Here is a 23,303-nt window from a genome sequence, read left to right on the forward strand (position 1 = left end):
TGGGTACATCGACACCCATCCACATCGAGAGGAGCACGATCATGAGCCGCATCCCCGAACCCCTACAGACCCCTGAGGGCCCGACCTACGAGGGGCGGCTGCTCGACCGTGCCGATGAGGAGGTCGTGGATCAGGGCGCCGCCTTCGACATCCGCACCCTGGTGACGCGCCGCGGCATTCTCGGACTCGCCGGACTCGGGGTGGGCGCGATGGTGCTCGCCGCGTGCGCCCCGTCGGGCAGCGGCAGCACGAGCGAGTCGACATCGACGAGCGATACGGGGACGACGTCCGGATCGTCGACCGCGACAGCGGCCGGCGAGATACCCGACGAGACCGCAGGTCCCTACCCCGGAGACGGATCGAACGGACCGGACGTCCTCGAGGATTCGGGCATCGTGCGACAGGACATCACGACGTCGATCGACGGGTCGGCGACAGCCGACGGCATCCCGCTGACCTTCGAGTTCCAGGTGGTCGACCTCGCGAACGGCAGCGTCCCCTTCGAGGGCGTCGCGGTGTACGCATGGCACTGCACGGCTGAGGGGGAGTACTCGATGTACTCGTCGGGGCTCGAGGATGTCACCTACCTCCGTGGAGTGCAGGTGGCGGATGCCGAGGGGAAGGTCTCGTTCACGTCGATCTTCCCCGGCTGCTATTCGGGCCGCTGGCCGCACATCCACTTCGAGGTCTACCCCGACCTCGCCTCGATCACCGACTCGGCCAACGCCATCGCCACGTCCCAGCTGGCACTGCCCGAAGATGTCTGCGCCACCGTCTACGCCGATTCCCGCTACCCGGGCTCGACGCAGAACCTGTCGCAGACGAGCCTCTCCGGCGACAACGTCTTCGGCGACGACTCCGGCGCCCTTCAGCTGGCCGCTGTCACCCGCGGCGGCAGCGGATACACCGCGACGCTCGTGGTCGGCGTCGACACGGCCACGACGCCCGGCGCAGGCTCCGCGCCGTCGGGCGGCGCGGGCGGCCCCGGTGGTGGCGGCGAGCCGCCGTCCGACTGAACCCGAACCCCGACAACCCCTCCACGCGAAAGAACAGAGACCATGCTCCAGAACCTCACAGGGTGGCACGCCCTGATCATCCTCGCGATCGTCGTCCTCGTCTTCGGCGCCGCGAAGCTCCCCGCCCTCGCCAAGAGCGTCGGCCAGTCGATGCGCATCCTCAGATCGGAGGTCGCCGAGCCTTCGAACGAGGCACGGGTCGAGCCGACGCCGAGGGGCCGGGACCGTGTCGACGCTCGGGAGTCCGCAGACCTCCCGCAGCCCGTCCTGCGGCCCGCGGAGTAAACCGTGTCCTCGCTCGCCGCTGATGCCGTCGAGGCGAGCACCGCGCCCGCCCTGGCCCGGATGCCGCTGTCCTCGCACCTGCGGGAGGCGCGCACGCGCTCGTTCCGTGCGACGGCGGCGCTCCTGACCGGGGTGGTCGCCGGGTATCTCCTCTCGGACCAGATCCTCGAGGTCGTGCGAGCACCGATCAGTGCGCTCGCCGAATCGCGCGATGCGAGCCTCAACTACGACAGCATCATCGGGGCTTTCGACCTTCGGCTCAAGATCGCGCTCTTCGCCGGTGTCGCGCTGTCGAGTCCCGTCTGGATGCACGAGCTGCTCGCGTTCCTCGCTCCGGGTCTGACCACCAGAGAGAAGAGGTACACGTTCGGCTTCCTGGCGGCATCCGTTCCCCTGTTCATCGGCGGATGCCTGATGGGCTTCCTTCTCTTCCCCCACATGGTCGAGCTGCTCGCGAGCTTCGCCTCGACCGAGGACAGCACGCTGCTGCAGGCGTCGTACTACGTCGACTTCATCCTCAAGATCGTGCTCGCGACCGGGGTCGCCTTCGTGCTCCCGGTGTTCGTCGTGATGCTCAACCTGCTCGGTGTCGTGTCGGCGGCGGCGATCGCGCGGAGCTGGCGTCTCGTCGTCGTCGCGATCGTCCTCTTCAGTGCGGTCGTGACCCCCGCGGCCGACGTGCTGTCGATGTTCCTGATCGCGATTCCCATGACCCTGCTGTTCCTGATCGCCCTGCTGCTCGCATGGCTGCATGATCGCAGGGTCGGGGAGTCGGCCGTCGGCACAACGGAGGCATGACGATGTTCGGAGTGGCGAGCATCCGCCAGGAATGGACCGCCGTGGATCCCCGGCGGTACGACCCGAGGCAGATCATCCGCGAGGCGTGGGATGCGGGGGAGGAGTCGGACGGCTCGAAAGCCGCTGAGGCCCCGCAGCCGGAGCCCGAGGGGCGCTGGATCGTGGCTGGATCGTCCGGTCATCCACGGCGCGTGTGGGAGCCCGTTGAGGCGGAGGCCCGCGTGCGCGGCGCCGACCTGCTAGACTGATGGAGCAACGTGAGTTCTGGCCGCCCTCTAGGCCACCACGGAGCCACTGATCAGGGCCATTACGGACCAAGCGCATCGATGCGCGCGGCATCCGCCTTCGATCTCACATCTTGCGGGTCGCGACAACGCGTGCCCGTCACACAGCAATGAGTATCACCATGAGCACGACCACTTTTCCTCCTTCCGATCCGTTGACCTGGAAACAGGCCGACACAGATGTGCACGTCGCGACCCGCGGCGGCGAGTTCGCCGGGTTCGTCGAATTCGACGGCACCGCGCATGTCGCCCGCGACCAGCGCGGTGACGACCTCGGCTCGTTCGAGTCGCTGGATGCCGCCCGTGACGCCCTCGAGAGCGCGAATGCGCCGAGATCTCGCCCGCGCAGCCTCACCTCTCCCTTTCGCCGCGCCCTCCGCAGCCGACCGCGTCGCGCACGCGCCTGACCGTTCCATGCGGGGGAACTGTGAATCGGCAAGGGATGCTGATGTATTCCCCAAATCGCATGAGGGCAGGGTTAGCCTGAGTTAAGCGTTCGGCGATCTGCCTTGGGCTTCACATCAGCTCAAGGGCTCCGATCGACGGGAGAGCAACATCTCCATTTCACAGGTCGAAAAGACCGACGCAGTTCTCGGACCGGTACGTCAGACGTATTCGGGCAATGCGGACATTCCTCCGATGACCCACGCCTACAAGCAGGTCTCGCAGGTCATCCGCGAAACCGGCCTCCTCCAGCGCGCCGGATGGTTCTACATCTTCGTGGCCGCCGGCATCGCCGTGGCTCTGGGCGGAGTCATCACGGGCTTCATCCTTCTCGGCGACAGCTGGCTCCAGCTCCTGATGGCCGGGGCTCTCGGCATCATCCTCACGCAGGTGGCGTTCCTCGCCCATGAGGCCGCGCATCGTCAGATCCTCTCCACGGGCCCGGCGAACTTCCGCCTCGCCCGCATCCTCGCCGCCGGCGTGGTGGGAATCAGCTATTCCTGGTGGGACTCCAAGCACACCAAGCACCACGGCAACCCGAACCAGGTCGGCAAGGACCCCGACATCGAGGTCGACACGATCTCGTTCCTCGAGACCGACGCCGCGCAGTCCCGCGGTATCGTCCGTCTGATCACGCGCAAGCAGGGGTGGCTGTTCTTCCCGCTGCTGACGCTCGAGGGCCTGAACCTCCACTACCTGGGCGTGAAGCACCTGGTGACCAGCAAGAAGGCCAAGGGTCGCTGGATCGAGCTGGGCCTCATCGCCCTCCGGTTCGCGATCGTCCTCGTGCCTGTGTTCCTGATGCTGCCGCTCGGCATGGCATTCGCCTTCATGGGTGTGCAGCTCGCCGTCTTCGGCGTCTACATGGGCGCGTCCTTCGCGCCGAACCACAAGGGCATGCCGATCATCGATCCCAACGCCCGTCTCGACTTCTTCTCGAAGCAGGTGCGCACCTCTCGCAACATCCGTGGCGGATGGTGGGCCACCTGGCTCATGGGCGGACTCAACTACCAGGTCGAGCACCACCTGTTCCCGAACATGCCCCGCCCGCACCTCTCGAAGGCTCGCGAGGTCGTGCGCGACTACTGCGCCGCCAACAACGTGCCCTACACCGAGACCAGCCTCGGCCGGTCGTACGCGATCGTGATCGAGTACCTCAACCGCGTCGGTCTCGCCGCCGGTGCTGATCCGTTCGACTGCCCCGCAGCGGCCCAGTTCGTCCGGGCGTAGACACTCTCGCGGCATCGCAGCCGACCTGCACGGCCCCATCCTTCGGGATGGGGCCGTTCGCATGCCAGACGGTCAGTTCCGCCGGATCCAGCGGAACGTCGCGCGGCTGAGGATGAAGCCGACCACGAGCCATGCGGCGAGGGCGACCGCCACGAGCCCGAGATCCCATGATCCGCTCGGCTCTGCCGAGGAGAACGACTCGGGCAGGATCGCCGCGCGCATACCCTGAGCCATCCACTTGAGGGGAAAGACGGAAGCGACGTTCTGCAGCCATTCCGGCAGCGCGGTGAAGGCGATGTAGACGCCGGAGATGAACTGCAGCAGCAGCACGACCGGGATCACCACGGCGGACGCCGTCTTGCCCGACCGCGGCACGGCAGACAGTGCGATGCCGAGAAGCGTGCACGAGAGCAGGCCGAGCACGAAGACCCAGGCGAAGCGACCCCAGGCCTCAGCATCCGAGGGCAGCTCGACCTGATAGAGGACGACCGCGACGACCAGCAGCAGAGTGATCTGCAGGATCGCGGTGACGAAGACCTCACCGATCTTGCCGATGAAGTACGTCGCCGGTGAGATCGGCGTGCTGCCCAGCCGCTTGAGGGTTCCGTCGCTCTTCTCCACTGCGATCTCGATCGACAGGCCCTGCATCCCGGAGAGGAAGATGCCTCCTGCGACGAGACCGGGAAGGTAGTACGTCGCCATGCTGATCTTGTCGGGCCCTTCGCCGATGTCGCCCGTGAAGATCGTCGCGAAGATGAGGTACATGAGGGTGGGGAACAGGAAGGTGAAGAAGACCTGGTCGCTGGCGCGGAAGTACTGACGCAGTTCGAACGGGATGCGGCGTACCCCGAGGCGAACCGTGCGAGCGAGCCCGAAGTTCGGCGTGGCAGTCGTGGTGCTCATGCGGACTCCGCCACATCTGCCCGCAGGGCCTCTGCGGTCGGATCGGAATCGGATGCGGCTCCGTGCTCACGGATGAGGCCGAGGTAGATGTCCTCGAGAGTGGGACGCACGACCTCGAGGCCGTCCGGCTCGCCGCCCGCGCGCTGCAGCTCGGAGACGACCGCACCGGGAGTGGTCGTGCGCTGCTCGCGGCGCACGCCGGCGGCATCCCTCCAGCGAACCATCGGCGTCCTCGCCTCGGGCCCGCCGATCTCGTCGATCTTCCCGATCGCCACGATGCGCCCGTCTGTGATCACCGCCGCGCGATCGCCCAGCCGGGCGGCCTCATCGAGATAGTGAGTGGTCAGCAGGATGCTGGTGCCCTCGGACTTCAGGGTGCGGATGAGCTGCCAGAACTGCTGTCGGGCCTCGGGATCGAAGCCGGTCGTCGGCTCATCGAGGAACAGGAGTTCGGGGCGTCCGATGATCCCGAGGGCGACATCGAGACGGCGCTGCTGACCACCGGACAGCTTGCCCGCTCTGGATCGCTGCTTGTGCTCGAGCCCCACGGCGGCGATCACCTCGTCGACCGAACGAGGGTGGGGGTAGTAACCGGCGAACTCGGTGAGCAGCTCCCGCACGGTGAAGTTGCCGGCCTCTCCGGTGGACTGCAGCACGATCCCCAGTCGCGCCTTCCACGCCAGACCGCCGCGCTGGGGGTCGACACCGAGCACGCGCACGTCGCCGGACGTGCGGTGACGATAGCCCTCGAGGATCTCGATGGTCGTCGACTTGCCAGCGCCGTTCGGGCCCAGAAGAGCGAAGGTCTCTCCCCGGCGGATGTCGAAGCTGATGCCGTCGACTGCGACGGCACCCCCGTACTCCTTGCGGAGATCCCGCACCTCGATCACGCTGTCTGTCATAGGTACAGCGTGCACGCTGACGGCTCCGAGCGATAGCAGGACGGGTGAACGAAGCGGGGGCGTGGGCGGATATCCGCCCACGCCCCCGCTCGGTCAGTCAGGAGAAGTCGCTCAGCGGGAGGCCTTCTGATCGGACTCGACGACCTCGATGGTGATCTTGCCGTCGATCGTCTCGGCGTTCTCGTCGAGGAGCTCGTCCTCCAGTGCCTCGTCACCGCGGAACTCCTCGTCGCCGGTGACCTCGTCGACCGCGTCGTCGGAGTCGTCGATCAGCTCGGCTTCCTCGACCTCGACGGTCTCGGCGTCGGTGTCGTCATCGACCTGCGACGCGGCCGCTGCAGAGCCGACGGATGATGCCTCGTCGCTGAAGATGCCCTCCGGGCGGATCAGCTCGCGCACCTCGGCCATGAAGCTGGCGAGCTGCTGCTGCTGCCAGCGCAGCTGGCGCGCGTGGTCCTCGGCATCCCGCAGCACGGCGGACGTGTGACCCGTCACCGAGTCGACGATCTTCTGCGACTTCACGCGGGCACGGTCCAGGGTGTCGCGGGCGCGCACCTGAGCATCCGCTTCGATGGTCTGCGCCTGCGACCGCATCAGGCGCTCGTAGTCGTCAGCCTTCGCCGAGATGCGCTGCGCGTGATCGAGCGAAGCGGCCACCTGCTCGTTGGCATCGGTGGTGATGCGCTCGGCGTGGGCGACGGCCTGGTTGTGCAGCACCAGGAACTCCTGCTGAGCGTCGTCCTGCCGACGGGTGAGCGTCTCCTCGAACTCGAGGACGCGGGCGTTCATCTCGCGCACCTCGCGCTCGGCCTCGGCGCGCAGCTGGGTGGTCTCGCGGGTGACGAGCGAGCGGAGCGCCGCAGCGCCCTTCTCCGCCTCGGTGCGGATGGCCGTGGCCTCCTGCGTCGCCTGGTGCACCCGCTCGGCGGCGTGCGCTGCCTCGCGCTCGAGCGTCGCCTGGTGGGCGGTGTACTCGGTGTCGATCTTCAGGCGCACCTGGTCGGCGTCGTGCTGAGCGTGCGCGATGATGCGGGTGACGTCGGCATCCGCCTCGGCCCGCTGTGCGGTGACCTCTTCGCGCGCGGCCGCCATCAGACGGTCGGCCTGCACGGCGGCGTTCTGGATGAGGACGTTGGCCTGCTCCTCGGCCACCCGGAGGATCGCCTCGAACTGCTCCCGCGACGGTGCCTCCTGGCCATCCGCGCGCGGGGTGTCGACGAGCTCGTTGGTGAGGGTGGCGACCTGCTGCTCGGTCTCGGCAGCCTTCGCCTTGGTGGCGAGGAGCTCCGCCTCGAGCTCTTCGCGGGCGATGCGCTCTTCTTCGCGAAGCGCCTCGACTGCGTCCTCGTGACGTGCCTCGGTGGCGGCGAGGTCGGCCTTCGCCTGCTTCAGCTGATTGCGCAGAGTGCTGAGGGCCGAGTCGACCTCCGCCTTGTCGTAGCCGCGGAACGAGGCCGTGAAGCCGGACTGCTCGCGCGGCGTCTCTTCGATCAGCTTGTCGAAGAAGTCGGGGGTCCGGTCGTTGTCGGGGGATTCACTCATGGGTCGGCCTTTCCGGCGCAGGTCACAGGGACTGAGAGCTGTGATGAGAAATGGTGCCGTCGCGAGGCCGACTGTGGGCTGGCCGGTGCGTGATCAGCAGTAACACAGCCTAGTTGCGACGGCTGTGAGATGCACCCGATGTTCCGGTACGCGCTGGGCTTCTCTACTCCGCGATCCACGACTCGGTCGCATCGTCGCGCCGGTGCCGCAAGGGCGGCCCGGGCGAGACCTGGACGCCCTCAGCGCGTGCTGCGGCGGAGACGGCGGAGCGCAGGTCTGACCAGAACTCGGAAGTGTTGGGAACGCCCAGATGCTCGCGGATCCTCTCCACCTGCAGACGGGTCCCGTTCTCATCGTCGACCACCCGCACGATCGCGTCATCCGGTTCGACGAATCGGATACCGTAGCCTCCGCTCGCGAGCGGGGTGAACTTGCGTGGCTGCTGACGCACGACCCCGTCGACGATCTCCCTCGCCGTGGCCTCAGACGTCTGCAGCACGAGCGTCGTGCCCAGTTCCTCGAGTATCCCGGTGAGGCGGTCGGCCACGTGACGCTGCCCTGCTCTGCCGCCGGCGGCGCCGGTGGAGCGACGGACCCAGCGGGGCAGGAGGATCGCGAGCACGATGATCGCGCCGATCGCGGCGATGTAGATGAGCGGATTGTCCACGGATACAACCTACGTGCACCTCGTCCCCGAGGCCTTGGAGGAATTTAGCTCCAGTGCTACATTCGGAGCATGACGATCATCCGCGGTGTCCGTGCTCAGCTCCGTCGGCGACTCCTGATCACCTATCGGGTCGAGCCGGAGGTCGCCGCCTCCCTGCTGCCCACGGGATTCCGCCCGCAGATCGTCGACGGGTCTGCGGTGGCCGGCGTGTGCGTGCTGGGGCTGGAGTCGATCCGACCGAGCTGGGCGCGGGGCCGGTGGGGTCTGCGCTCCGAGAACGCCGCCCACCGGGTCGCCGTCGAGTGGGACACCGCGGATGGCGTGCAGAAAGGCGTCTTCATCGTCGGTCGGCACAGCTCGGCGTGGCATCCGGTCATCTTCGGCGGACGGTTGTTCCCGGGGGTGCATCGCCGAGCGAGGTTCGAGATCGAGGAGGGGGATGATCGCTACGCGGTCACGATGGATGCCGGCGAGCACAGTCTCTGCGCGGATGTCGAGGTGGGAGGCGCATGGTCGAGCTCTCTCTTCGCCTCGATCGACGAGGCCTCGGACTTCTATCGCGCCGGTCGGCTCGGCTGGTCGGCGGCGCGGGGAGGGCGCGGCGTCGAATCGGTCGCGCTCACCACCGACGCGTGGAGGGTCGAGAACGCACACCTGCACAGCGTGAGCTCGTCGTTCTTCGACGCTCTTCCCGCCGGCTCAGCGGTGTTCGACAGTGTCGTCGTGATGCGCGATCTTCCGCTGACGCTGTCGGACGTGCGCGAGTCCCGGATCGACGCGGTGCTCAGCCCAGCAGGAACATGATGAGGATCAGCACGGGCAGGCAGCCGAGAGTGGTCAGGAATACGGTGTCGCGCGAGATCGTCTCGCCGATGTCGTAGCGCTGCGAGTAATTGAAGACGTTCTGTGCGGTGGGGAGCGCGGCGAGGATCACGACGATCAGCACCTCGGCCGGCGAGAGCCCGAAGACGAACTCGGCCACCACCCACGCGATCAGCGGCATCGCGATGAGCTTGAGCGAGGTGGCGAGGATGACGTCCCGCCGGTGGCCGGGGGCGCCGAGTACGCGCTGGCCGTGCAGGGAGATGCCGTAGCTGATCAGCAGAACCGGCACGGCGGCATCGGCGATCAGCTGAGCCGGCTCCATGATGATGGGCGGTACTGTGAGGCCCAGCACCGAGATGAGCGTGCCGAGGAGCGACGCGATGATGATGGGATTCGTCGCCGTGCGCACGAGCGTCTTGCGCAGCGAGACGCGATCGCTCGTGACGGCGTCGAGGATCGTCAGCGAGATCGGGGTGAACACCAGCAGCTGCATGAGCACCACCGGTGCGGGGTACGCGGCGCTGCCGAGAAGGTAGAGCGACAACGGGATGCCGATGTTGTTCGAGTTGACCTGCCCCGCCGACAGCGCTCCGATCAGGGTCTCTCCGACCGGGCGCTTCCACCAGAGCCGCGCGATGAGTGTGTAGATCCCGATGATCGCGACGGCCGCTATCGCCGACACGGGCAGCAGCGAGGAGAAGAGCATCTTCGCATCGGCGTGGGCGAGCACGGTGAAGAGCAGGAACGGCGACAGCACGAAGAAGATCAGACGCCCGAGCACGTGCCGGGCGTGCGGTCCGAGCAGGTCGATCCGGCCGAGCAGATAGCCGAGTGCGATCGCGACTCCCACGACGGCGAATCCGGTGAGCGTCTCGAGCATGGTTCGAGCGTATCCAGCCCGGAGGCACGTCGTCGCCACCGGCACGGTCGGCGCGCGGGAGTCCGCCGTAGCAGTCGGAGTGGGCCCGCGTCAATGGATGAGCTCCGATCAGCGTCAAGACGGGGTGCGGCCATACGCTGAGAACACGACGAGCAGCATCTGCCGCTCTCCGTCGGTCGAACCAGACGGTGCCCTCGAGTTCTCTCGGTCTTGAGCGCCCACATGGGGGTGGGTGCGCTTGCGGACCTTCTCATCGACTGCTCCGGTCCCCCCGTTCGGGCGCGGGGGACCGGAACCAACTCCCTCGGGAGTGGCCGCTACTTCAGGCGGAGCATCCTCTGCACGGCCTTCACGCCGGCGTTCGCGCTGCGGGCGCGCATCGCGGACTCGAGCTCCTCGAGCGATTCCTTCGTGTCCACCCGGGGCTCGCCGAGGTAGAGGTCGCGGAACACGAGATACCAGAAGTCGCTCAGCATGAGTCGATAGAGATCGTTGAGCGCGCGGTCGGTGAGGAACTCGAAGAGCTCCACATGGGCTTCGATCCATCCCTCGCCCGTCTCGACGGACTGGATGGCGTCGGCGATCAGTTCGCACGCGATGGCGAGATCCGCCTCGGACAGCGCAAGCGCGGCCTCACGGATGATCTCCCCGCCCTGAGAGGCGGCGAACTCGCGGGTGATGCGGGACCGCTCGTCGGTGATGTCGGTGACCATCGAGTAGCGGTTCGCGTGGACCTCCATCAGCCCGGCGCGCGCCAGTCGCTGCACGGCCTCTCGGACGGGGGTGCGGGTGACTCCCAGATCGTCTGCGATCGCCTTGTCGCTCAGTTTCGCGCCAGGCGCGTAGGTGCCGTCGGCGATCGACGTCGCGAGTCGACGAAAGAGCTCTTCAGCTCCGAGGTTCCGCTGCGCCCCAGGCACAACGGGCAGTTCAGGTCCCATATCGGTATATTACGACGCATAGGTATGGCGGGGCTGTCCGCCGAGCGAATGCGTGTTTGACCTGCGGCCCGTGCACCTGCTCGACGCATCGAGACGGTCGACCTGAGACGTGCCGTCTCGTGGCTGGAGCGCGTGACGACAGGCACAGAACCAGCAGCCCAGGGGAGCGGAGCAGACACCGACTCTCACCGGAAAAAGCGGAAACCCCCGCCATGTAGAAGCTAGGCGAGGGTTCCTAAGGTGACTGTAATGATCACCCTGTGGCTCCGACGGGCGTCGATCCCGTGACCTCACGATTTTCAGTCGTGCGCTCTACCAACTGAGCTACAGAGCCATGCGACCGGCTAGACCTGTCGCATCTAGACGAAAGGCCCTTCTCGAAGAAAAGGGCCCGTCGCTTAGAGCGACCCTGACGGGACTTGAACCCGCGACCTCCGCCGTGACAGGGCGGCACGCTAACCAACTGCGCTACAGGGCCATACTTGTTTTCAATTGTACCGGAAGGAGTGACCCCAACGGGATTCGAACCCGTGCTACCGCCGTGAAAGGGCGGCGTCCTAGGCCGCTAAACGATGGGGCCGAAGTCTGTCCCGGAGGACTTCCTTGCCGACGCTCAAGCATAAGGGAAGATCTGAGCAAAACGCGAATCGAGGGCGAGCCTGCTGTCTCCCGGGCGTGTTCAGGAGGACGATGGACTCACATCGCTGTGCCCTCTCCCGCTGTCCGCCCCCTGGTGCGGATGTGAAAGAAGTTGTTAGTGTGGCATCTGTGAAACCGGCGAAAGGGGCCGTGTGAACGACCATCACTCCACGTCGGATGCTGCTGCGGCGGCGTCCGACGACTGCGGCTGCGCGCCGACCCCTGCGGAGAGCCGCGCGTTCTGGAAGGACCGTTCGGTCACCCGTCGCAGCGCCCTCACGTTCGGCGCGCTCAGCGTCGTCGCCCTCAGCGCCTTCGGCGTCTCCTCAGGAGTGACCGCCGCGTACGCCGCCTCGTACCCCAGCTGGGACGACGTGCAGAACGCCATGAACAACGAGTCCGCGAAGGCAGCGGAGGTCACGCGCATCGAGGGACTCATCCAGTCGCTCAAGCAGCGGGTGGCGGATGCGCAGGCCAAGGCCGTGCTCGCGGGCGAGGAGTACAACGCCGCGCAGCTCGCCTACTTCGACGCCATCGCCGTCGCGGAGGAGCTCCAGTCGAAGGCCGATGAGCAGGCCGTCGCCGCCGATGACGCCACGAAGAAGGCGGCCCAGCTCGCGGCGCAGCTGTATCGCAACGGCGGTGACGACACCGCCCTCGAGCTGTTCTTCGCCGGCTCGGCCGACAACGCCGACCAGCTGCTCTCGCGTCTCGGCACGATGGACAAGGTCTATCAGTACAACCAGACGGTGCACGACAACGCGGTCGCTGCCCGCAACTCGGCCCAGCAGCTCACCGATCAGGCTGTCGTCGCCCGCACGGAGCGCGATCGCCTGCAGCAGATCGCCGAGCAGAAGATGATCGAGGCTCAGGCCGCTGCGGACGCCGCTCAGGCTGCGCTCGACGAGCAGTCGGCGAACCTCGCGACGATGCAGGCACAGCTCTCAGCCCTGAAAGACGCCACGGCGACGACCGTGGCCGGGTACAAGGAGGGCGTGCGCGTCGCGGAGGAGGAGCGCAAGCGTCGCGAAGCGGCCGAGGCCGCGGCAGCCGCCGCAGGCAACGGCGGCGGAGGAGGTGGCGGCGGAGGCGTCGGCGGCTCGCCGGGTTCCGGCGGCTGGGTTCGACCGCACGGAGGACACCGGAGCGCCGGATTCGGCCCCCGGCCCAAGCCCTGCGCAGCCTGCTCCGGCTACCACTACGGCGTCGACCTCGCGAACGGGTGCGGCGCGGCGATCTATGCGGCGCAGTCCGGAACCGTCGACTACGCCGGTCCGCGCGGCAACTACGGCAACTACATCCGCATCCAGCACGGCGGGGGAGTCTCCTCCGGCTATGCCCACATCAGGGACGGCGGCTTCGCCGTCCGCAGCGGGTCATGGGTCAACTCCGGTCAGGTCATCGCCTACGCGGGCAACACCGGAGCATCCGTCGGCTGCCACCTGCACTTCGAGGTGTACATCAACGGCGCGTACACCAACCCGATCACGTTCCTCGCAGATCGCGGCGTCTCGGTCTGAGAACGACCACGACGAGAAGACCCCCGGCCGCTGAGCGGAACCGGGGGTCTTCTCGTCGGAGCCTGGGGTCAGTGACCCTGCTCGCCGAAGCGGACGATCGCCTCGTCGAGGATGCGCTGCGCCTCTGCGGCGTCGCCCCATGCGTCGACCTTGACCCACTTGTTGGGCTCGAGGTCCTTGTAGTGCTCGAAGAAGTGCTCGATCTCCTTCTTGGTGTACTCGGCGACGTCGCCGATGTCGTGGATGTGGGCCCAACGGGGGTCCTTCGACAGCACGGCGACGAGCTTGTCGTCTCCGCCGGCCTCGTCGCTCATCTTGAGCACGGCGACCGGGCGCACCTCGACGACGACGCCGGGGTAGATGGCGTGGTCGAGGAGCACGAGAACGTCGAGCGGGTCGCCGTCCTCGCCGAGGGTGTTGTCGAAGTAGCCGTAGTCGGCGGGGTACCCGAAGGTCGTGTAGAGCACGCGGTCGAGGTGCACTCGTCCGGTCTCGTGGTCGACCTCGTACTTCACGCGGCTGCCGCGCGGGATCTCGATGACGGCGTCGTGTGCGCCCATGCGTGTGCTCCTCAGAAATGACGGTTGGATGCCGCGCACTAGCCTAGCCGGGCCGTCGACGGGTGCTGTCAGCGTTCGGCGGCCGGGGCGATGCCGAGCAGTGCATCCTGGACGGCCGCCGTGCGGTCGCGGATGGCGGCAGCCACCGCGGCGACCGCGGGCTGGCGCAGCGAGTCCGGACGCAGCACCATCCAGTAGGGCAGGCGCTCGGCGAAGTCGTCGGGGAGGAGCCGCACCAGATCGGCGTGGCCGTCGGCCAGGAAGCACGGAAGGAAGCCGATCCCCGCGCCGGCGCGTGTGGCCTCGACATGGACGAAGACGTTGGTCGAGCTGAGCGAATCCGGCATCCCCGGCACGAGTCGTCGAGGAGCATCCAGATCGTCGACCTGGAGCATCGAATCGACGAAGTAGACCAGCGGATGCCTGCTCAGCTCATGGGAATCGGCGGGCGTCCCGTGCTCGTCCAGGTACCCGTGCGACGCGTACATGCCCAAGGTGTAGAAGCCGAGTCGGATGGCCTCGGCGCGGTGCACCTGCGGTTCTCCGACCACCACTTCCAAGTCCAGCCCGGAACGGTACTGCAGAGCCCGCCGGGTGACGTTGACGATCTCGACGCTGAGTCTCGGATACTTTCGCCGCAGCTGCGCGACCGCGGGCGCGATGACGAACGCACTGAACCCGTCGGTGGCGGAGATCCGCACGACCCCGGCTATCTGATCGGACTCGGCTTCTCCTTCATGGATCGTCGCCACCGCCGTCTCCACGTCCTCGGCAGCGCGCACCGCCCGACGCCCGAGGTCGGTCAACTCCCACCCTCCCGAGCTGCGGGCGAGGACCCGCCCGCCCAGGACTCTCTCCAATGCGGCGATGCGTCGCGAGACTGTCGTGTGATTCAGCCCCAGGCTCTGGCCGGCAGTCGTGAAGCGACCGGTGCGCGACACGGCGAGAAGGATGAGGAGGTCGTCGGCGTGCGGCTCGGAGGTACTCGGGGAAGATGTCACATCTGCAATTGTGCACTCCGTCTCTGCTCGACTGGTCATTGGCGCACAGAGCCGGGCGTGCACATACTGGCGGAGGCCGCCCGCAGACGGGATACCGGCCCGCCAGGCAGCCGTCGACGAGGACGCTGCAGAACACGAAGGAGTGCATTCATGGGCGTCGAGCAACCGGTCGACTCGCAGGTCGAGACCCGAACATCCGGGCTGAAGAAGATCGTGGCCGCCTCGATGGTGGGCACGGTGGTGGAGTGGTACGAGTTCTTCCTCTACGCCACCGCCGCATCGCTCGTCTTCGGCACCTTCTTCTTCCCCAACGCCGGCACCGAGCTCGACGGCATCATCGCCGCATTCCTGACCTACGCGGTCGGATTCATCGCCCGTCCGCTCGGCGGCATCGTGTTCGGCCAGATCGGCGACAAGCTCGGCCGCAAGCACACCCTGCAGATCACCATCATCCTCGTCGGGGTCGCGACCTTCCTGATGGGGTGCCTGCCCGGCTTCGATTCGATCGGCTACTGGGCGCCGGCGCTGCTCGTGCTCCTGCGATTCATCCAGGGGTTCGCCGTCGGCGGTGAATGGGGCGGTGCCGTGCTGCTGGTCGCCGAGCAGAGCCCCGACAGGTCTCGCGCGTTCTGGTCGAGCTGGCCCCAGGCCGCCGTCCCGGTGGGCAACCTGCTGGCGACCCTGGTGCTGCTCGGCATGTCCTGGGCGCTTCCCGCCGACCAGTTCCTGAGCTGGGGATGGCGCGTGGCGTTCTGGGTCTCGGCGATCGTCGTCGTCATCGGCTATTACATCCGCCGGCACGTCAGCGAGGCGCCCATCTTCCTCGAGGCCCGCGCACAGGTCGAGGCCGACAAGGCCGTGAGCTACGGAGTGCTCGAGGTCGTGCGCAAGTACCCGCGGGGCATCTTCGGAGCCATGGGCCTGCGCTTCGCGGAGAACATCCTGTACTACATCATCGTCTCGTTCACGATCGTGTACCTGAAGACGGTGCACGCCTACGACACGAGTCAGCTGCTGCTGGCGCTTCTGGTCGCGCACGCCATCCACTTCGTCGTGATCCCGCAGGTCGGCCGGCTCTCGGACGCCTGGGGACGCAAGCCCGTCTACCTCGCCGGCGCGGTGCTCGGAGCCAGCTGGGCGTTCTTCGCATTCCCGATGTTCGACACCCAGAACCCGTTCGTGATCATCGCGGCGGTCACGATCGGTCTGTGCTTCCACGCGCTCATGTATGCGGGGCAGCCGGCGATCATGGCCGAGATGTTCCCGACCCGCATGCGCTATTCCGGCGTCTCCCTGGGGTACCAGGTCACCTCGATCGTCGCGGGCTCGCTCGCGCCGATCATCGCCACGGCCCTGCTGCAGGACTTCGGCTCGTGGCTGCCGGTGGCGATCTACGTCGCGGCAGCTTGCGCCGTCACCGCGGTCGCGGTGGTCACCCTCAAGGAGACCCGCGGGGTGTCCCTGCACGACATCGATGACGCGGATGCACGCAAGCACGGGCTGAACACTCCCCGGGTGAGCGCGGCATGACCGAGCGAAGCATCGAGAGGCCGGGTGCGGCCGGTCTGTCGCTGAGCGGCCGCCGAGCCCTGGTGACGGGAGGCGCCAGCGGGATCGGCCTGGCGGTCGTGCGAGCATTGGCCGCGCGTGGCGCTCACGTCGTGGTCGCAGACAAGGATCGCGCGCAGTGCGAGGCCGCCGCGGCCGAGGTCGGAGGCTCGAGCTGGGTGGTCGATCTGCTGGAGCCGGCCGCCGTCACCGACGACCGGCTGGCCGACGTGCTGGCCGGTGTCGACATCCTGGTGAACAACGCCGGGATCCAGCACATCAGCCCGATCCAGGATTTCGATCCCGAGGACTTCCGACGGATCGTGACCCTCATGTTGGAGGTCCCGTTCCTGCTGATCCGCGCGGCTCTGCCGGAGATGTACGCGAACGGGTTCGGCCGGATCGTGAACGTCTCATCGGTGCACGGACTGCGCGCATCGCCCTACAAGTCCGCCTACGTCGCGGCCAAGCACGGGCTGGAGGGACTGTCGAAGGCCACCGCGCTCGAAGGAGGGGAGCACGGCGTCACCAGCAACTGCGTCAACCCCGGCTACGTGCGCACGGCGCTGGTCGAGAAGCAGCTGTCCGACCAGGCGCGGGTGCACGGCATCCCTGAAGCCGAGGTGCTGGCGAAGATCATGCTGACCGAAAGCGCGATCAAGCGCCTGATCGAGCCCGACGAGGTGGCATCGCTGGTCGCCTGGCTGGCGAGCGACGAGGCGTCGATGGTCACCGGGGCGAGCTATGCGATGGACGGCGGCTGGTCGGCGCGATGAGGAACGATCCGCGTCCAGAGCCGATCCAGGAGCGATGACAGAGGTCCGGTGAGCCAGAGCAGCAGCAGGGCGAGGTACCCCACTCCTCCGAGGCTGATCGCCAACAGCATCGCCACCGCCGAGAGCAGGATCGAGGCGATGTCGGCGGCGGCACCGTGACGGATACGGGAGGGCGGCGTCTTCGTCAGGTCAGGGCGCCGCAGCAGATAGATGCGCGCGCCGAGCGTGGTGATCTGCGTGGCGATGAGCGTGCCGATGTAGAGGACCACCTGCAGTGGGTCGGTGTCCATCTGACCGAGCATCGCCGTAGGCACCGGCAGCCAGACGATCGTCGCCATCCAGGCCACGTTGAGCCAGAGAAGCGGTCTCGTGATCCGCGTGACCTCGTCGTACTGTCGGTGGTGCCCCATCCAGAAATTGGCGATGAGGACGAAACTCAGCCCGAAGCTCAGCAGCTGTCCTGCATGCTCCTGCAAGAACTCGGCGGTGCCCAGACCTCCGGCGGCGGCCTCGGACACGGACTCCATCAGCGGCAGGATCAGCAGCGTCATCGCGATGGCGACGACCGCGTCGACGAACGCCTTGAATCGTTCGGTCCTGAACCGCAGCACGTGATCCGTCACGGCGCCAGGCTAGAGCGCGATGCCCGTCGAGCGCGAGCGCTGTGCGGTGATCCGTCCCCGTGATCTACCGTTGGTCTGTGCCGTCGCTCTCTCCCGTCATCGCCGAGATCCGCCTCGCCGTGCGCACCGCGCTCGCCGATCTGCCCGAGGGGTCGACAGTCGTCGTCGCTCTCTCCGGGGGAGCGGACTCCCTCGCGCTCGCCGCGGCGACCGCTTTCGAGGCGCCCAAGCTCGGGCTTCGGGTGGGCACGCTCACCGTCGACCATGGGCTGCAGAACGGGTCGGATGCCGTCGCCGCGCGCGCTGCGAGAGCGGCGGCCGCGCTGGGGCTCGACGCGCTGGTCGTGCGCGTGGAGGTCGGCGCTGACGGAGGCCCTGAGGCAGCGGCGCGAGACGCGCGGTACCGGGTGCTGAAGGACGCCGCGACGGATGCCGGTGCGGCGGCCGTGATCCTCGGGCATACGCTCGACGACCAGGCCGAGACGGTGCTGCTCGGTCTCGCACGCGGATCCGGCGCTGCGAGCCTGCAGGGGATGGCTCCCGTGCGAGAGGACGATGACGGACTGCGCTGGGTGCGCCCGATGCTCGGGGTGCGGCGCGAGACCACACGAGCGTTCTGCGCGGAATCCGATCTCGAGGTCTGGGACGACCCGCACAACACAGAGGATCGGTTCGCCCGGGTGCGGGTGCGCGACCGGGTCCTTCCGGTGCTCGAGACCGAGCTCGGCCCCGGCATCGCCGAGGCGCTCGCGCGCACCGCCGAGCAGCTGCGCGAAGACGCCGAGGCGTTCGACGAGATGATCCACGAGACGATCGAGGACATCGTCGAGCACGCCGAGGCGGGGATCTCCGTGAGCGTCGCCGCACTCGCCGCGAACCCCGCCGCTCTCCGCAACCGCATCATCCGACTCGTGGTCGACAGCGAGTTCGGCGTGAGCCTGACCCGATCGCAGACCCTCGAGGTCGCTCGTCTGGCGATCGACTGGTCGGGTCAGGGGCCCATCGATCTGCCGGGGTGCTCGGCGGCTCGAGCGGGCGGTCGCATCGTGTTCACCGCGCGCTGAGCCGCGGCATCCCACTCCTCGCGGAGACGGAGAACTCCCGCGGTCGCCTCCTCAGGAGGGGGCCGCAGGGGTGTCGTCCGGCAGGCTGGCGGGGGGCTACTTCTTTCCGCCCAGCAGGCCGCCGAGGATGTCTCCGATTCCGCCGCCGCCGGACGAGCTTCCGCCGCCGAGGATGCCGCCGAGGATGTCTCCGATTCCGCCGCCGCCCGTGGAGCCGCCGCCGAGGATGCCGCCGATGACGTCACCGATTCCGCCGCCGCCCGACTGCGACTCTGCAGGCGCGGACTTCGCGGACTTGTCCTTGGTGGCGTTGGCGATCAGGCCCATCACGATCGGAGCGAGGATCGGAAGGAGCTTGCCGAAGTCGATGCCCGCGGTCTCCTTCGATTCGGTGAGCTTCTGGGTGACCTTCTGCTCGTCGTCGCCGAGGATGTGCGAGACGATCTTGCCGCCGTCGGTCTGATCGATGTCGTCGACCTTCGCCGCACCGGTCCGTCCCTCGTGGCGCTTGAGCGCGTTCTCGATCGCGGAGGAGCCCTCAGCGGTCGAGGCGTTCTTGGCGAGGCCGCCGAGCAGCACCGCTCCGCCCTGTTCGACCGCCTCCTTGGCGACGTCGGGGGAGACTCCGAGCTTCGCGGCGATGTCGTCGATCGGGACCTGCTTCAGGATGTCGTCGAGAGCCATGGGTGAATCCTTCCGTCCGGGGCGTCCGCCCGTCACACCGTCAGAGTAGTGGGGATGCCGGCGCGCATCCGGAATTCTGGTCGACGATCTGCGGATGCTGTGCAGGACCATGGTGATGCGTCGCCTAAAATCGATCCATGCGCGCCGCGGAGATCCAGGACGACCTTGCTCAGATCCTCGTCACAGAGGAGGAGATCATCGCGAAGCTCGATGAGATCGCGGCCCAGGTGGCGATCGATTACGAGGGCAAGGAGATCATCCTCGTCGGCGTGCTCAAGGGCGCGGTCATGGTCATGGCCGACTTCGCCCGCGCACTTCCGTTCCACGCTCCGATGGACTGGATGGCCGTCTCGAGCTACGGTGCGAGCACCAAGTCGAGTGGTGTCGTGCAGATTCGCAAGGACCTCGACACCGACCTGAACGGCAAGCACGTGCTGATCGTCGAGGACATCATCGACTCGGGTCTGACCCTCAGCTGGCTGCTCGAGAACTTCGAGTCGCGCGGCGCGGAGTCCATCGAGGTGCTCGCCCTCCTCCGCAAGCCCGAGGCCGCGAAGGTGGTCATCGACTGCAAGTACGTCGGCTTCGACATCCCGACCGACTTCGTGGTCGGCTACGGCCTCGACTACGACGAGCGCTACCGCAACCTGCGCGATGTGGCCGTGCTGGCCCCGCACGTCTACAGCTGAGCGGACGCTCCGGCGCACCCGCTACGCCGTGGGTGAACGCACAGCGGCCACCTAGGGCGCGCGCGATACGCTGATCCGACCATGGATGTCAAGAAGCTCACGCGGAACCCGCTGATCTACGTCGCTCTGATCGGACTGCTGCTGTTCGGCGGCTTCCTGCTGATCTCGAACCTCGGCGCCCCCAAGCAGATCACGACCCAGGAGGGTCTCGAGCTGCTCGGCGGCAAGACGGTGACCGAGGTCGTCAACACCGACGGCGACCAGCGGGTCGACATGACCCTGTCCAAGGCCTTCGAGGGCGCGGACAAGGTGCAGTTCTACTACGTCGACGCCCGGGCCGAAGAAGTGGTCACGGCGATCAACGACGCCGACCCGAAGGACGGCTTCAACGATGCCGTTCCGCGTGCGACCTGGTTCGACGGCATCCTCTCCCTTCTTCTTCCTCTCGTGCTGCTCGGCCTGCTGTTCTGGTGGCTCCTGTCGTCGATGCAGGGCGGCGGCGGCAAGGTCATGCAGTTCGGCAAGTCCAAGGCCAAGCTCGTCAACAAGGAGACCCCGACCGTCACCTTCGCCGACGTCGCCGGTGCGGATGAGGCGATCGAGGAGCTCCACGAGATCAAGGAGTTCCTGCAGGACCCGGCCAAGTTCCAGGCCATCGGCGCCCGCATCCCGAAGGGCGTGCTGCTGTACGGCCCTCCCGGAACCGGAAAGACGCTGCTCGCCCGCGCGGTCGCCGGCGAGGCGGGAGCCCCGTTCTACTCGATCTCGGGTTCCGACTTCGTCGAGATGTTCGTCGGTGTCGGCGCATCGCGAGTGCGCGACCTGTTCAACGTGGCGAAGGAGAACTCTCCCGCCATCATCTTCATCGATGAGATCGACGCCGTCGGTCGTCACCGCGGTGCCGGCATGGGCGGCGGAAACGACGAGCGCGAGCAGACGCTCAACCAGATGCTCGTCGAGATGGACGGCTTCGACCCGAACGCGAACGTCATCGTGATCGCCGCGACGAACCGTCCCGACATCCTCGACCCCGCGCTGCTGCGTCCGGGCCGCTTCGACCGCCAGATAGGCGTCGACGCCCCTGACCTCCGCGGCCGCCAGAAGATCCTCGAGGTGCACAGCAAGGGCAAGCCGCTGTCGAAGAGCGTCGACCTCGAGGTCGTCGCCCGCAAGACTCCCGGATTCACGGGTGCCGATCTCGCGAATGTCCTCAATGAGGCCGCGCTGCTGACCGCCCGCTCGAATGCGCAGCTGGTCGACAACCGTGCGCTCGACGAGGCCATCGACCGTGTGATCGCCGGCCCTCAGCGTCGCACCCGCGTGATGAAGGACAAGGAGAAGCTCATCACGGCGTATCACGAGGGCGGTCACGCTCTCGCAGCTGCGGCGATGAACTACACCGACCCTGTGACGAAGATCACGATCCTGCCTCGCGGCAAGGCCCTCGGCTACACGATGGTGCTGCCGCTCGACGACAAGTACTCCGTCACGCGCAACGAGCTGCAGGATCAGCTCACGTACGCGATGGGTGGCCGCGTCGCCGAGGAGATCATCTTCCACGACCCGACCACCGGTGCCTCGAACGACATCGAGAAGGCGACCTCGATCGCCCGCAAGATGGTCATCGAGTACGGCATGACCACCCAGGTGGGTCCGGTCAAGCTCGGTTCCGAGGGTGGCGACATGTTCGTCGCGCGCGACATGGGCCGTGGCCGCGAGTACTCCGAGAAGGTCGCGGAGCGGGTGGATGCCGAGGTGCGCGCACTCATCGAGCAGGCGCACAACGAGGCGTACGAGGTCATCAGCGCCAACCGCGACATCCTCGACAGGCTCGCTCTGGCCCTCCTCGAGGAGGAGACGCTGGACCACAATCAGATCGCCGAGATCTTCACCGAGGTGAAGAAGCTCCCCGAACGTCCGCTGTGGCTCTCGAGCGAAGACCGCCCCGTCTCGGAGCGTCCCCCGATCGAGGTCCCGAAGAAGGACGTCTCGCTGGCTGCTTCGATCCAGGCGCCGGCGTCGGCTCCGCGCACACAGCCAGGATCGGCGGGAGCCGGTCAGGCTCGACCAGCGACGGCCTGACCCGTGTCTGTCGACCGCGCGCGTGTCGAGCGACTCACCAGGGAACTGCTCGAGGCGATCGGCGAAGACCCTGACCGTCCCGGGCTGAAGCAGACGCCGACGCGGATGGGCGATCTGTATGCGGAGTTCTTCGCCGGGGTCGGCGAAGACCCCGCAGCGCCTCTCGCGCACACGATCAGCGTCGCCCGGGGTCCCGCACCCGACACGCTCCCCTCGGGGGCCGTGCTGCTGCGGGACATCCGATTCCGGTCGGTGTGCGAGCACCACCTGCTGCCGTTCGCGGGGCGCGCGCACATCGCCTACCTTCCGGGCGAGCAGGTGGTCGGGCTGGGCGCGCTCGTGCGCGTCGTCGAGATCCTCGCCACCCGCCCCCAGGTGCAGGAACGACTCGGCGAGCAGATCGCCGACACCATCGCGGAGCACCTCGACACCCGCGGAGTGCTCGTCGTGCTGGATGCCAGCCACGGCTGTGTGACGATGCGCGGAGGACGGCAGCCGGAGGCGTCCACGCTGACCATCGCCGCCCGCGGCGAGTACACGGACCCGATCGCGAGGGCGGAGCTCATCGCGCTGATCGGCGCCCCGAGCGCGGGGCACGCATGACGGGGATCTGGGGGATCGTCAACGTCACGCCCGACTCGTTCAGCGACGGCGGTCGGTATCTCGACGTGGATCGGGCCGTCGAACACGGCCTGCGGCTGCGGACCGAGGGAGCAACCGTGCTCGACGTCGGCGGCGAGTCGACGAGGCCGGGAGCCGAGCGCGTGGGGGCGGAGATCGAGCAGGAGCGCGTGCTCCCCGTGATCGAGCGACTCGTCGCTGAGGGCGCGCCTGTGAGCATCGACACCATCAACGCGTCGACTGCGGCGGCGGCCCTCCGAGCGGGCGCTCGGATCGTCAACGACGTCTCCGGCGGACTCGCCGACCCCGACATGCTGGCTGCCGTCGCCGAGTCCGGCGCGGACTATGCGATCGGCCACTGGCGTGGTTTCTCCGCTGACATGTACGAGCACGCCGAGTATCGTCGTGCCGCCCGCGAGGTCGCGGGAGAGCTGCGCGAGCGCATGGGCGAGGCCGCGGCTGCGGGAATCGCGCCGTCGCGCCTGATCGTCGACCCGGGGATCGGATTCTCGAAGAAGGGCGGCCAGAACTGGGGCGTCCTCCGCGGCCTCGACGAGATCGTCGCGATGGGGCCACGCGTGCTCGTGGGCACCTCCCGGAAGAGGTTCCTCGCGGAGACCATCGGCGCCGACCCTGCGGCGGTGTCCGAGGCGCGTCGCGACCTCGCGACAGCGGTCACGAGCGCCCTTGCCGCCCGCGCCGGAGTCTGGGCCGTCAGAGTCCACGATGTCGGTGCCACCCGCGATGCTCTGGCCATCGTGCATGCCTGGGAGGGATGA

The 23,303-nt window shown here is 67.6% G+C and carries 25 protein-coding genes and 3 tRNA genes; 15 read left to right on the forward strand and 13 right to left on the reverse strand.

What is annotated here, in order from left to right; all coding sequences use genetic code 11:
• Positions 1-41 precede the first annotated feature (41 nt).
• The 6 genes from ASE34_RS03885 (at position 42) to ASE34_RS03910 (ending at position 4,057) form a co-directional block, all read left to right on the forward strand.
• The gene (locus ASE34_RS03885; protein WP_056276720.1) at positions 42-1,016 is read left to right on the forward strand and encodes an intradiol ring-cleavage dioxygenase; all 975 of its coding nucleotides are present in this window, start codon (positions 42-44) and stop codon (positions 1,014-1,016) included.
• Between the two features lie 42 nt (positions 1,017-1,058).
• Positions 1,059-1,301, forward strand: coding sequence for a twin-arginine translocase TatA/TatE family subunit (locus tag ASE34_RS03890; protein WP_056276723.1), 243 nt, complete (start codon positions 1,059-1,061; stop codon positions 1,299-1,301).
• Between the two features lie 3 nt (positions 1,302-1,304).
• Positions 1,305-2,099 (forward strand): twin-arginine translocase subunit TatC, encoded by a 795-nt coding sequence (gene tatC, locus ASE34_RS03895; RefSeq protein ID WP_321163932.1) that lies wholly within the window; start codon positions 1,305-1,307, stop codon positions 2,097-2,099.
• Positions 2,096-2,347, forward strand: coding sequence for a hypothetical protein (locus tag ASE34_RS03900; RefSeq protein ID WP_056276725.1), 252 nt, complete (start codon positions 2,096-2,098; stop codon positions 2,345-2,347). The genes tatC and ASE34_RS03900 overlap by 4 nt, the downstream gene beginning before the upstream one ends.
• 158 nt (positions 2,348-2,505) lie before the next feature.
• On the forward strand, positions 2,506-2,790 hold the full coding sequence (locus ASE34_RS03905; protein WP_150115151.1) for a hypothetical protein: 285 nt from the start codon (positions 2,506-2,508) through the stop codon (positions 2,788-2,790).
• A 148-nt stretch (positions 2,791-2,938) separates the two neighbouring features.
• Positions 2,939-4,057, forward strand: coding sequence for a fatty acid desaturase family protein (locus tag ASE34_RS03910; protein WP_053098710.1), 1,119 nt, complete (start codon positions 2,939-2,941; stop codon positions 4,055-4,057).
• A 72-nt stretch (positions 4,058-4,129) separates the two neighbouring features.
• Here ASE34_RS03910 and ASE34_RS03915 read toward each other — a convergent pair whose 3' ends face one another.
• From ASE34_RS03915 to ASE34_RS03930, 4 genes are all read right to left on the reverse strand, one after another.
• A complete protein-coding gene (locus tag ASE34_RS03915; protein WP_053098711.1) occupies positions 4,130-4,960 on the reverse strand; it encodes an ABC transporter permease in 831 nt (276 codons plus the stop codon).
• Positions 4,957-5,862, reverse strand: coding sequence for an ABC transporter ATP-binding protein (locus tag ASE34_RS03920; protein ID WP_056276729.1), 906 nt, complete (start codon positions 5,860-5,862; stop codon positions 4,957-4,959). The genes ASE34_RS03915 and ASE34_RS03920 overlap by 4 nt, the downstream gene beginning before the upstream one ends.
• Before the next feature lie 111 nt (positions 5,863-5,973).
• Complete coding sequence (locus ASE34_RS03925; protein ID WP_056276732.1) at positions 5,974-7,404, reverse strand: hypothetical protein; 1,431 nt, start codon at positions 7,402-7,404, stop codon at positions 5,974-5,976.
• Between the two features lie 163 nt (positions 7,405-7,567).
• Positions 7,568-8,071: a hypothetical protein gene (locus ASE34_RS03930; RefSeq protein WP_056276735.1), complete on the reverse strand. Its 504-nt coding sequence runs from the start codon at positions 8,069-8,071 to the stop codon at positions 7,568-7,570.
• Positions 8,072-8,140: 69 nt separating this feature from the next.
• On the opposite strand from ASE34_RS03930, the gene ASE34_RS03935 reads away from it, so the two are divergent.
• Positions 8,141-8,875, forward strand: a complete 735-nt coding sequence (locus ASE34_RS03935) for a DUF2071 domain-containing protein (RefSeq protein WP_056276738.1) — start codon at positions 8,141-8,143, stop codon at positions 8,873-8,875.
• Here ASE34_RS03935 and ASE34_RS03940 read toward each other — a convergent pair.
• The 5 genes from ASE34_RS03940 to ASE34_RS03960 all read right to left on the reverse strand — a co-directional run bounded on the left by ASE34_RS03940 (position 8,856) and on the right by ASE34_RS03960 (position 11,297).
• Entirely contained in the window at positions 8,856-9,776 is a 921-nt protein-coding gene (locus ASE34_RS03940; RefSeq protein WP_056276741.1) for an AEC family transporter, read from the reverse strand. The genes ASE34_RS03935 and ASE34_RS03940 overlap by 20 nt on opposite strands.
• 317 nt (positions 9,777-10,093) lie before the next feature.
• On the reverse strand, positions 10,094-10,717 hold the full coding sequence (locus tag ASE34_RS03945) for a GntR family transcriptional regulator (RefSeq protein WP_082586498.1): 624 nt from the start codon (positions 10,715-10,717) through the stop codon (positions 10,094-10,096).
• 261 nt (positions 10,718-10,978) lie between these two features.
• Positions 10,979-11,051, reverse strand: a tRNA-Phe gene (locus ASE34_RS03950).
• 70 nt (positions 11,052-11,121) lie between these two features.
• A tRNA-Asp gene (locus ASE34_RS03955) sits at positions 11,122-11,195 on the reverse strand.
• A 29-nt stretch (positions 11,196-11,224) separates the two neighbouring features.
• Positions 11,225-11,297 (reverse strand) — tRNA-Glu (locus ASE34_RS03960).
• A gap of 211 nt (positions 11,298-11,508) precedes the next feature.
• Here ASE34_RS03960 and ASE34_RS03965 point away from each other — a divergent pair.
• Complete coding sequence (locus tag ASE34_RS03965) at positions 11,509-12,876, forward strand: peptidoglycan DD-metalloendopeptidase family protein (protein WP_053098718.1); 1,368 nt, start codon at positions 11,509-11,511, stop codon at positions 12,874-12,876.
• Positions 12,877-12,944: 68 nt separating this feature from the next.
• Here the strand turns inward: ASE34_RS03965 and ASE34_RS03970 are convergent, their stop codons facing one another.
• Both ASE34_RS03970 and ASE34_RS03975 read right to left on the reverse strand, forming a co-directional pair.
• Positions 12,945-13,436: an inorganic diphosphatase gene (locus ASE34_RS03970; RefSeq protein ID WP_056276743.1), complete on the reverse strand. Its 492-nt coding sequence runs from the start codon at positions 13,434-13,436 to the stop codon at positions 12,945-12,947.
• Positions 13,437-13,504: 68 nt separating this feature from the next.
• Positions 13,505-14,476, reverse strand: coding sequence for a LysR family transcriptional regulator (locus tag ASE34_RS03975; RefSeq protein ID WP_056276747.1), 972 nt, complete (start codon positions 14,474-14,476; stop codon positions 13,505-13,507).
• A gap of 111 nt (positions 14,477-14,587) precedes the next feature.
• Here ASE34_RS03975 and ASE34_RS03980 point away from each other — a divergent pair, with 111 nt between their 5' ends.
• Both ASE34_RS03980 and ASE34_RS03985 read left to right on the forward strand, forming a co-directional pair.
• Positions 14,588-15,967 carry an MFS transporter gene (locus tag ASE34_RS03980; protein WP_056276751.1) on the forward strand — a complete coding sequence of 460 codons (1,380 nt, stop codon included), beginning with the start codon at positions 14,588-14,590 and terminating at the stop codon, positions 15,965-15,967.
• Positions 15,964-16,761 (forward strand): 3-hydroxybutyrate dehydrogenase, encoded by a 798-nt coding sequence (locus tag ASE34_RS03985; RefSeq protein ID WP_056276754.1) that lies wholly within the window; start codon positions 15,964-15,966, stop codon positions 16,759-16,761. The genes ASE34_RS03980 and ASE34_RS03985 overlap by 4 nt, the downstream gene beginning before the upstream one ends.
• Here ASE34_RS03985 and ASE34_RS03990 read toward each other — a convergent pair.
• Positions 16,728-17,384: a TMEM175 family protein gene (locus ASE34_RS03990; RefSeq protein WP_056276757.1), complete on the reverse strand. Its 657-nt coding sequence runs from the start codon at positions 17,382-17,384 to the stop codon at positions 16,728-16,730. The genes ASE34_RS03985 and ASE34_RS03990 overlap by 34 nt on opposite strands.
• Before the next feature lie 77 nt (positions 17,385-17,461).
• Between ASE34_RS03990 and tilS the strand changes: the two genes are divergently transcribed.
• On the forward strand, positions 17,462-18,448 hold the full coding sequence (tilS, locus tag ASE34_RS03995) for a tRNA lysidine(34) synthetase TilS (RefSeq protein WP_053099371.1): 987 nt from the start codon (positions 17,462-17,464) through the stop codon (positions 18,446-18,448).
• A gap of 96 nt (positions 18,449-18,544) precedes the next feature.
• Here the strand turns inward: tilS and ASE34_RS04000 are convergent, their stop codons facing one another.
• The gene (locus tag ASE34_RS04000) at positions 18,545-19,132 is read right to left on the reverse strand and encodes a DUF937 domain-containing protein (protein ID WP_056276759.1); all 588 of its coding nucleotides are present in this window, start codon (positions 19,130-19,132) and stop codon (positions 18,545-18,547) included.
• A 137-nt stretch (positions 19,133-19,269) separates the two neighbouring features.
• On the opposite strand from ASE34_RS04000, the gene hpt reads away from it, so the two are divergent.
• The 4 genes from hpt to folP all read left to right on the forward strand — a co-directional run bounded on the left by hpt (position 19,270) and on the right by folP (position 23,303).
• Complete coding sequence (gene hpt / locus ASE34_RS04005; protein WP_056276762.1) at positions 19,270-19,821, forward strand: hypoxanthine phosphoribosyltransferase; 552 nt, start codon at positions 19,270-19,272, stop codon at positions 19,819-19,821.
• A gap of 81 nt (positions 19,822-19,902) precedes the next feature.
• Positions 19,903-21,903, forward strand: a complete 2,001-nt coding sequence (gene ftsH / locus ASE34_RS04010) for an ATP-dependent zinc metalloprotease FtsH (protein ID WP_056276765.1) — start codon at positions 19,903-19,905, stop codon at positions 21,901-21,903.
• A 3-nt stretch (positions 21,904-21,906) separates the two neighbouring features.
• Complete coding sequence (gene folE, locus ASE34_RS04015) at positions 21,907-22,506, forward strand: GTP cyclohydrolase I (protein WP_053098727.1); 600 nt, start codon at positions 21,907-21,909, stop codon at positions 22,504-22,506.
• On the forward strand, positions 22,503-23,303 hold the full coding sequence (gene folP / locus ASE34_RS04020; protein ID WP_056276768.1) for a dihydropteroate synthase: 801 nt from the start codon (positions 22,503-22,505) through the stop codon (positions 23,301-23,303). The genes folE and folP overlap by 4 nt, the downstream gene beginning before the upstream one ends.

This window comes from Microbacterium sp. Root280D1 (assembly GCF_001428975.1).
Classification (GTDB): domain Bacteria; phylum Actinomycetota; class Actinomycetes; order Actinomycetales; family Microbacteriaceae; genus Microbacterium.

What these genes read in the sequence shown, in the direction of transcription:
- ASE34_RS03915 (WP_053098711.1), bottom strand. Translation starts at nt 4,960, where the DNA reads ATGAGCACCACGACTGCCACGCCGAACTTCGGGCTCGCTCGCACGGTT.
- ASE34_RS03890 (WP_056276723.1), top strand. Translation starts at nt 1,059, where the DNA reads ATGCTCCAGAACCTCACAGGGTGGCACGCCCTGATCATCCTCGCGATC.
- folP (WP_056276768.1), top strand. Translation starts at nt 22,503, where the DNA reads ATGACGGGGATCTGGGGGATCGTCAACGTCACGCCCGACTCGTTCAGC.
- ASE34_RS03985 (WP_056276754.1), top strand. Translation starts at nt 15,964, where the DNA reads ATGACCGAGCGAAGCATCGAGAGGCCGGGTGCGGCCGGTCTGTCGCTG.
- ASE34_RS03885 (WP_056276720.1), top strand. Translation starts at nt 42, where the DNA reads ATGAGCCGCATCCCCGAACCCCTACAGACCCCTGAGGGCCCGACCTAC.
- ASE34_RS03975 (WP_056276747.1), bottom strand. Translation starts at nt 14,476, where the DNA reads ATGACCAGTCGAGCAGAGACGGAGTGCACAATTGCAGATGTGACATCT.
- ASE34_RS03905 (WP_150115151.1), top strand. Translation starts at nt 2,506, where the DNA reads ATGAGCACGACCACTTTTCCTCCTTCCGATCCGTTGACCTGGAAACAG.
- hpt (WP_056276762.1), top strand. Translation starts at nt 19,270, where the DNA reads ATGCGCGCCGCGGAGATCCAGGACGACCTTGCTCAGATCCTCGTCACA.
- ASE34_RS03980 (WP_056276751.1), top strand. Translation starts at nt 14,588, where the DNA reads ATGGGCGTCGAGCAACCGGTCGACTCGCAGGTCGAGACCCGAACATCC.
- ASE34_RS03970 (WP_056276743.1), bottom strand. Translation starts at nt 13,436, where the DNA reads ATGGGCGCACACGACGCCGTCATCGAGATCCCGCGCGGCAGCCGCGTG.
- ASE34_RS03935 (WP_056276738.1), top strand. Translation starts at nt 8,141, where the DNA reads ATGACGATCATCCGCGGTGTCCGTGCTCAGCTCCGTCGGCGACTCCTG.
- ASE34_RS03945 (WP_082586498.1), bottom strand. Translation starts at nt 10,717, where the DNA reads ATGGGACCTGAACTGCCCGTTGTGCCTGGGGCGCAGCGGAACCTCGGA.
- ASE34_RS03925 (WP_056276732.1), bottom strand. Translation starts at nt 7,404, where the DNA reads ATGAGTGAATCCCCCGACAACGACCGGACCCCCGACTTCTTCGACAAG.
- ftsH (WP_056276765.1), top strand. Translation starts at nt 19,903, where the DNA reads ATGGATGTCAAGAAGCTCACGCGGAACCCGCTGATCTACGTCGCTCTG.
- ASE34_RS03900 (WP_056276725.1), top strand. Translation starts at nt 2,096, where the DNA reads ATGACGATGTTCGGAGTGGCGAGCATCCGCCAGGAATGGACCGCCGTG.
- ASE34_RS03940 (WP_056276741.1), bottom strand. Translation starts at nt 9,776, where the DNA reads ATGCTCGAGACGCTCACCGGATTCGCCGTCGTGGGAGTCGCGATCGCA.
- ASE34_RS04000 (WP_056276759.1), bottom strand. Translation starts at nt 19,132, where the DNA reads ATGGCTCTCGACGACATCCTGAAGCAGGTCCCGATCGACGACATCGCC.
- ASE34_RS03920 (WP_056276729.1), bottom strand. Translation starts at nt 5,862, where the DNA reads ATGACAGACAGCGTGATCGAGGTGCGGGATCTCCGCAAGGAGTACGGG.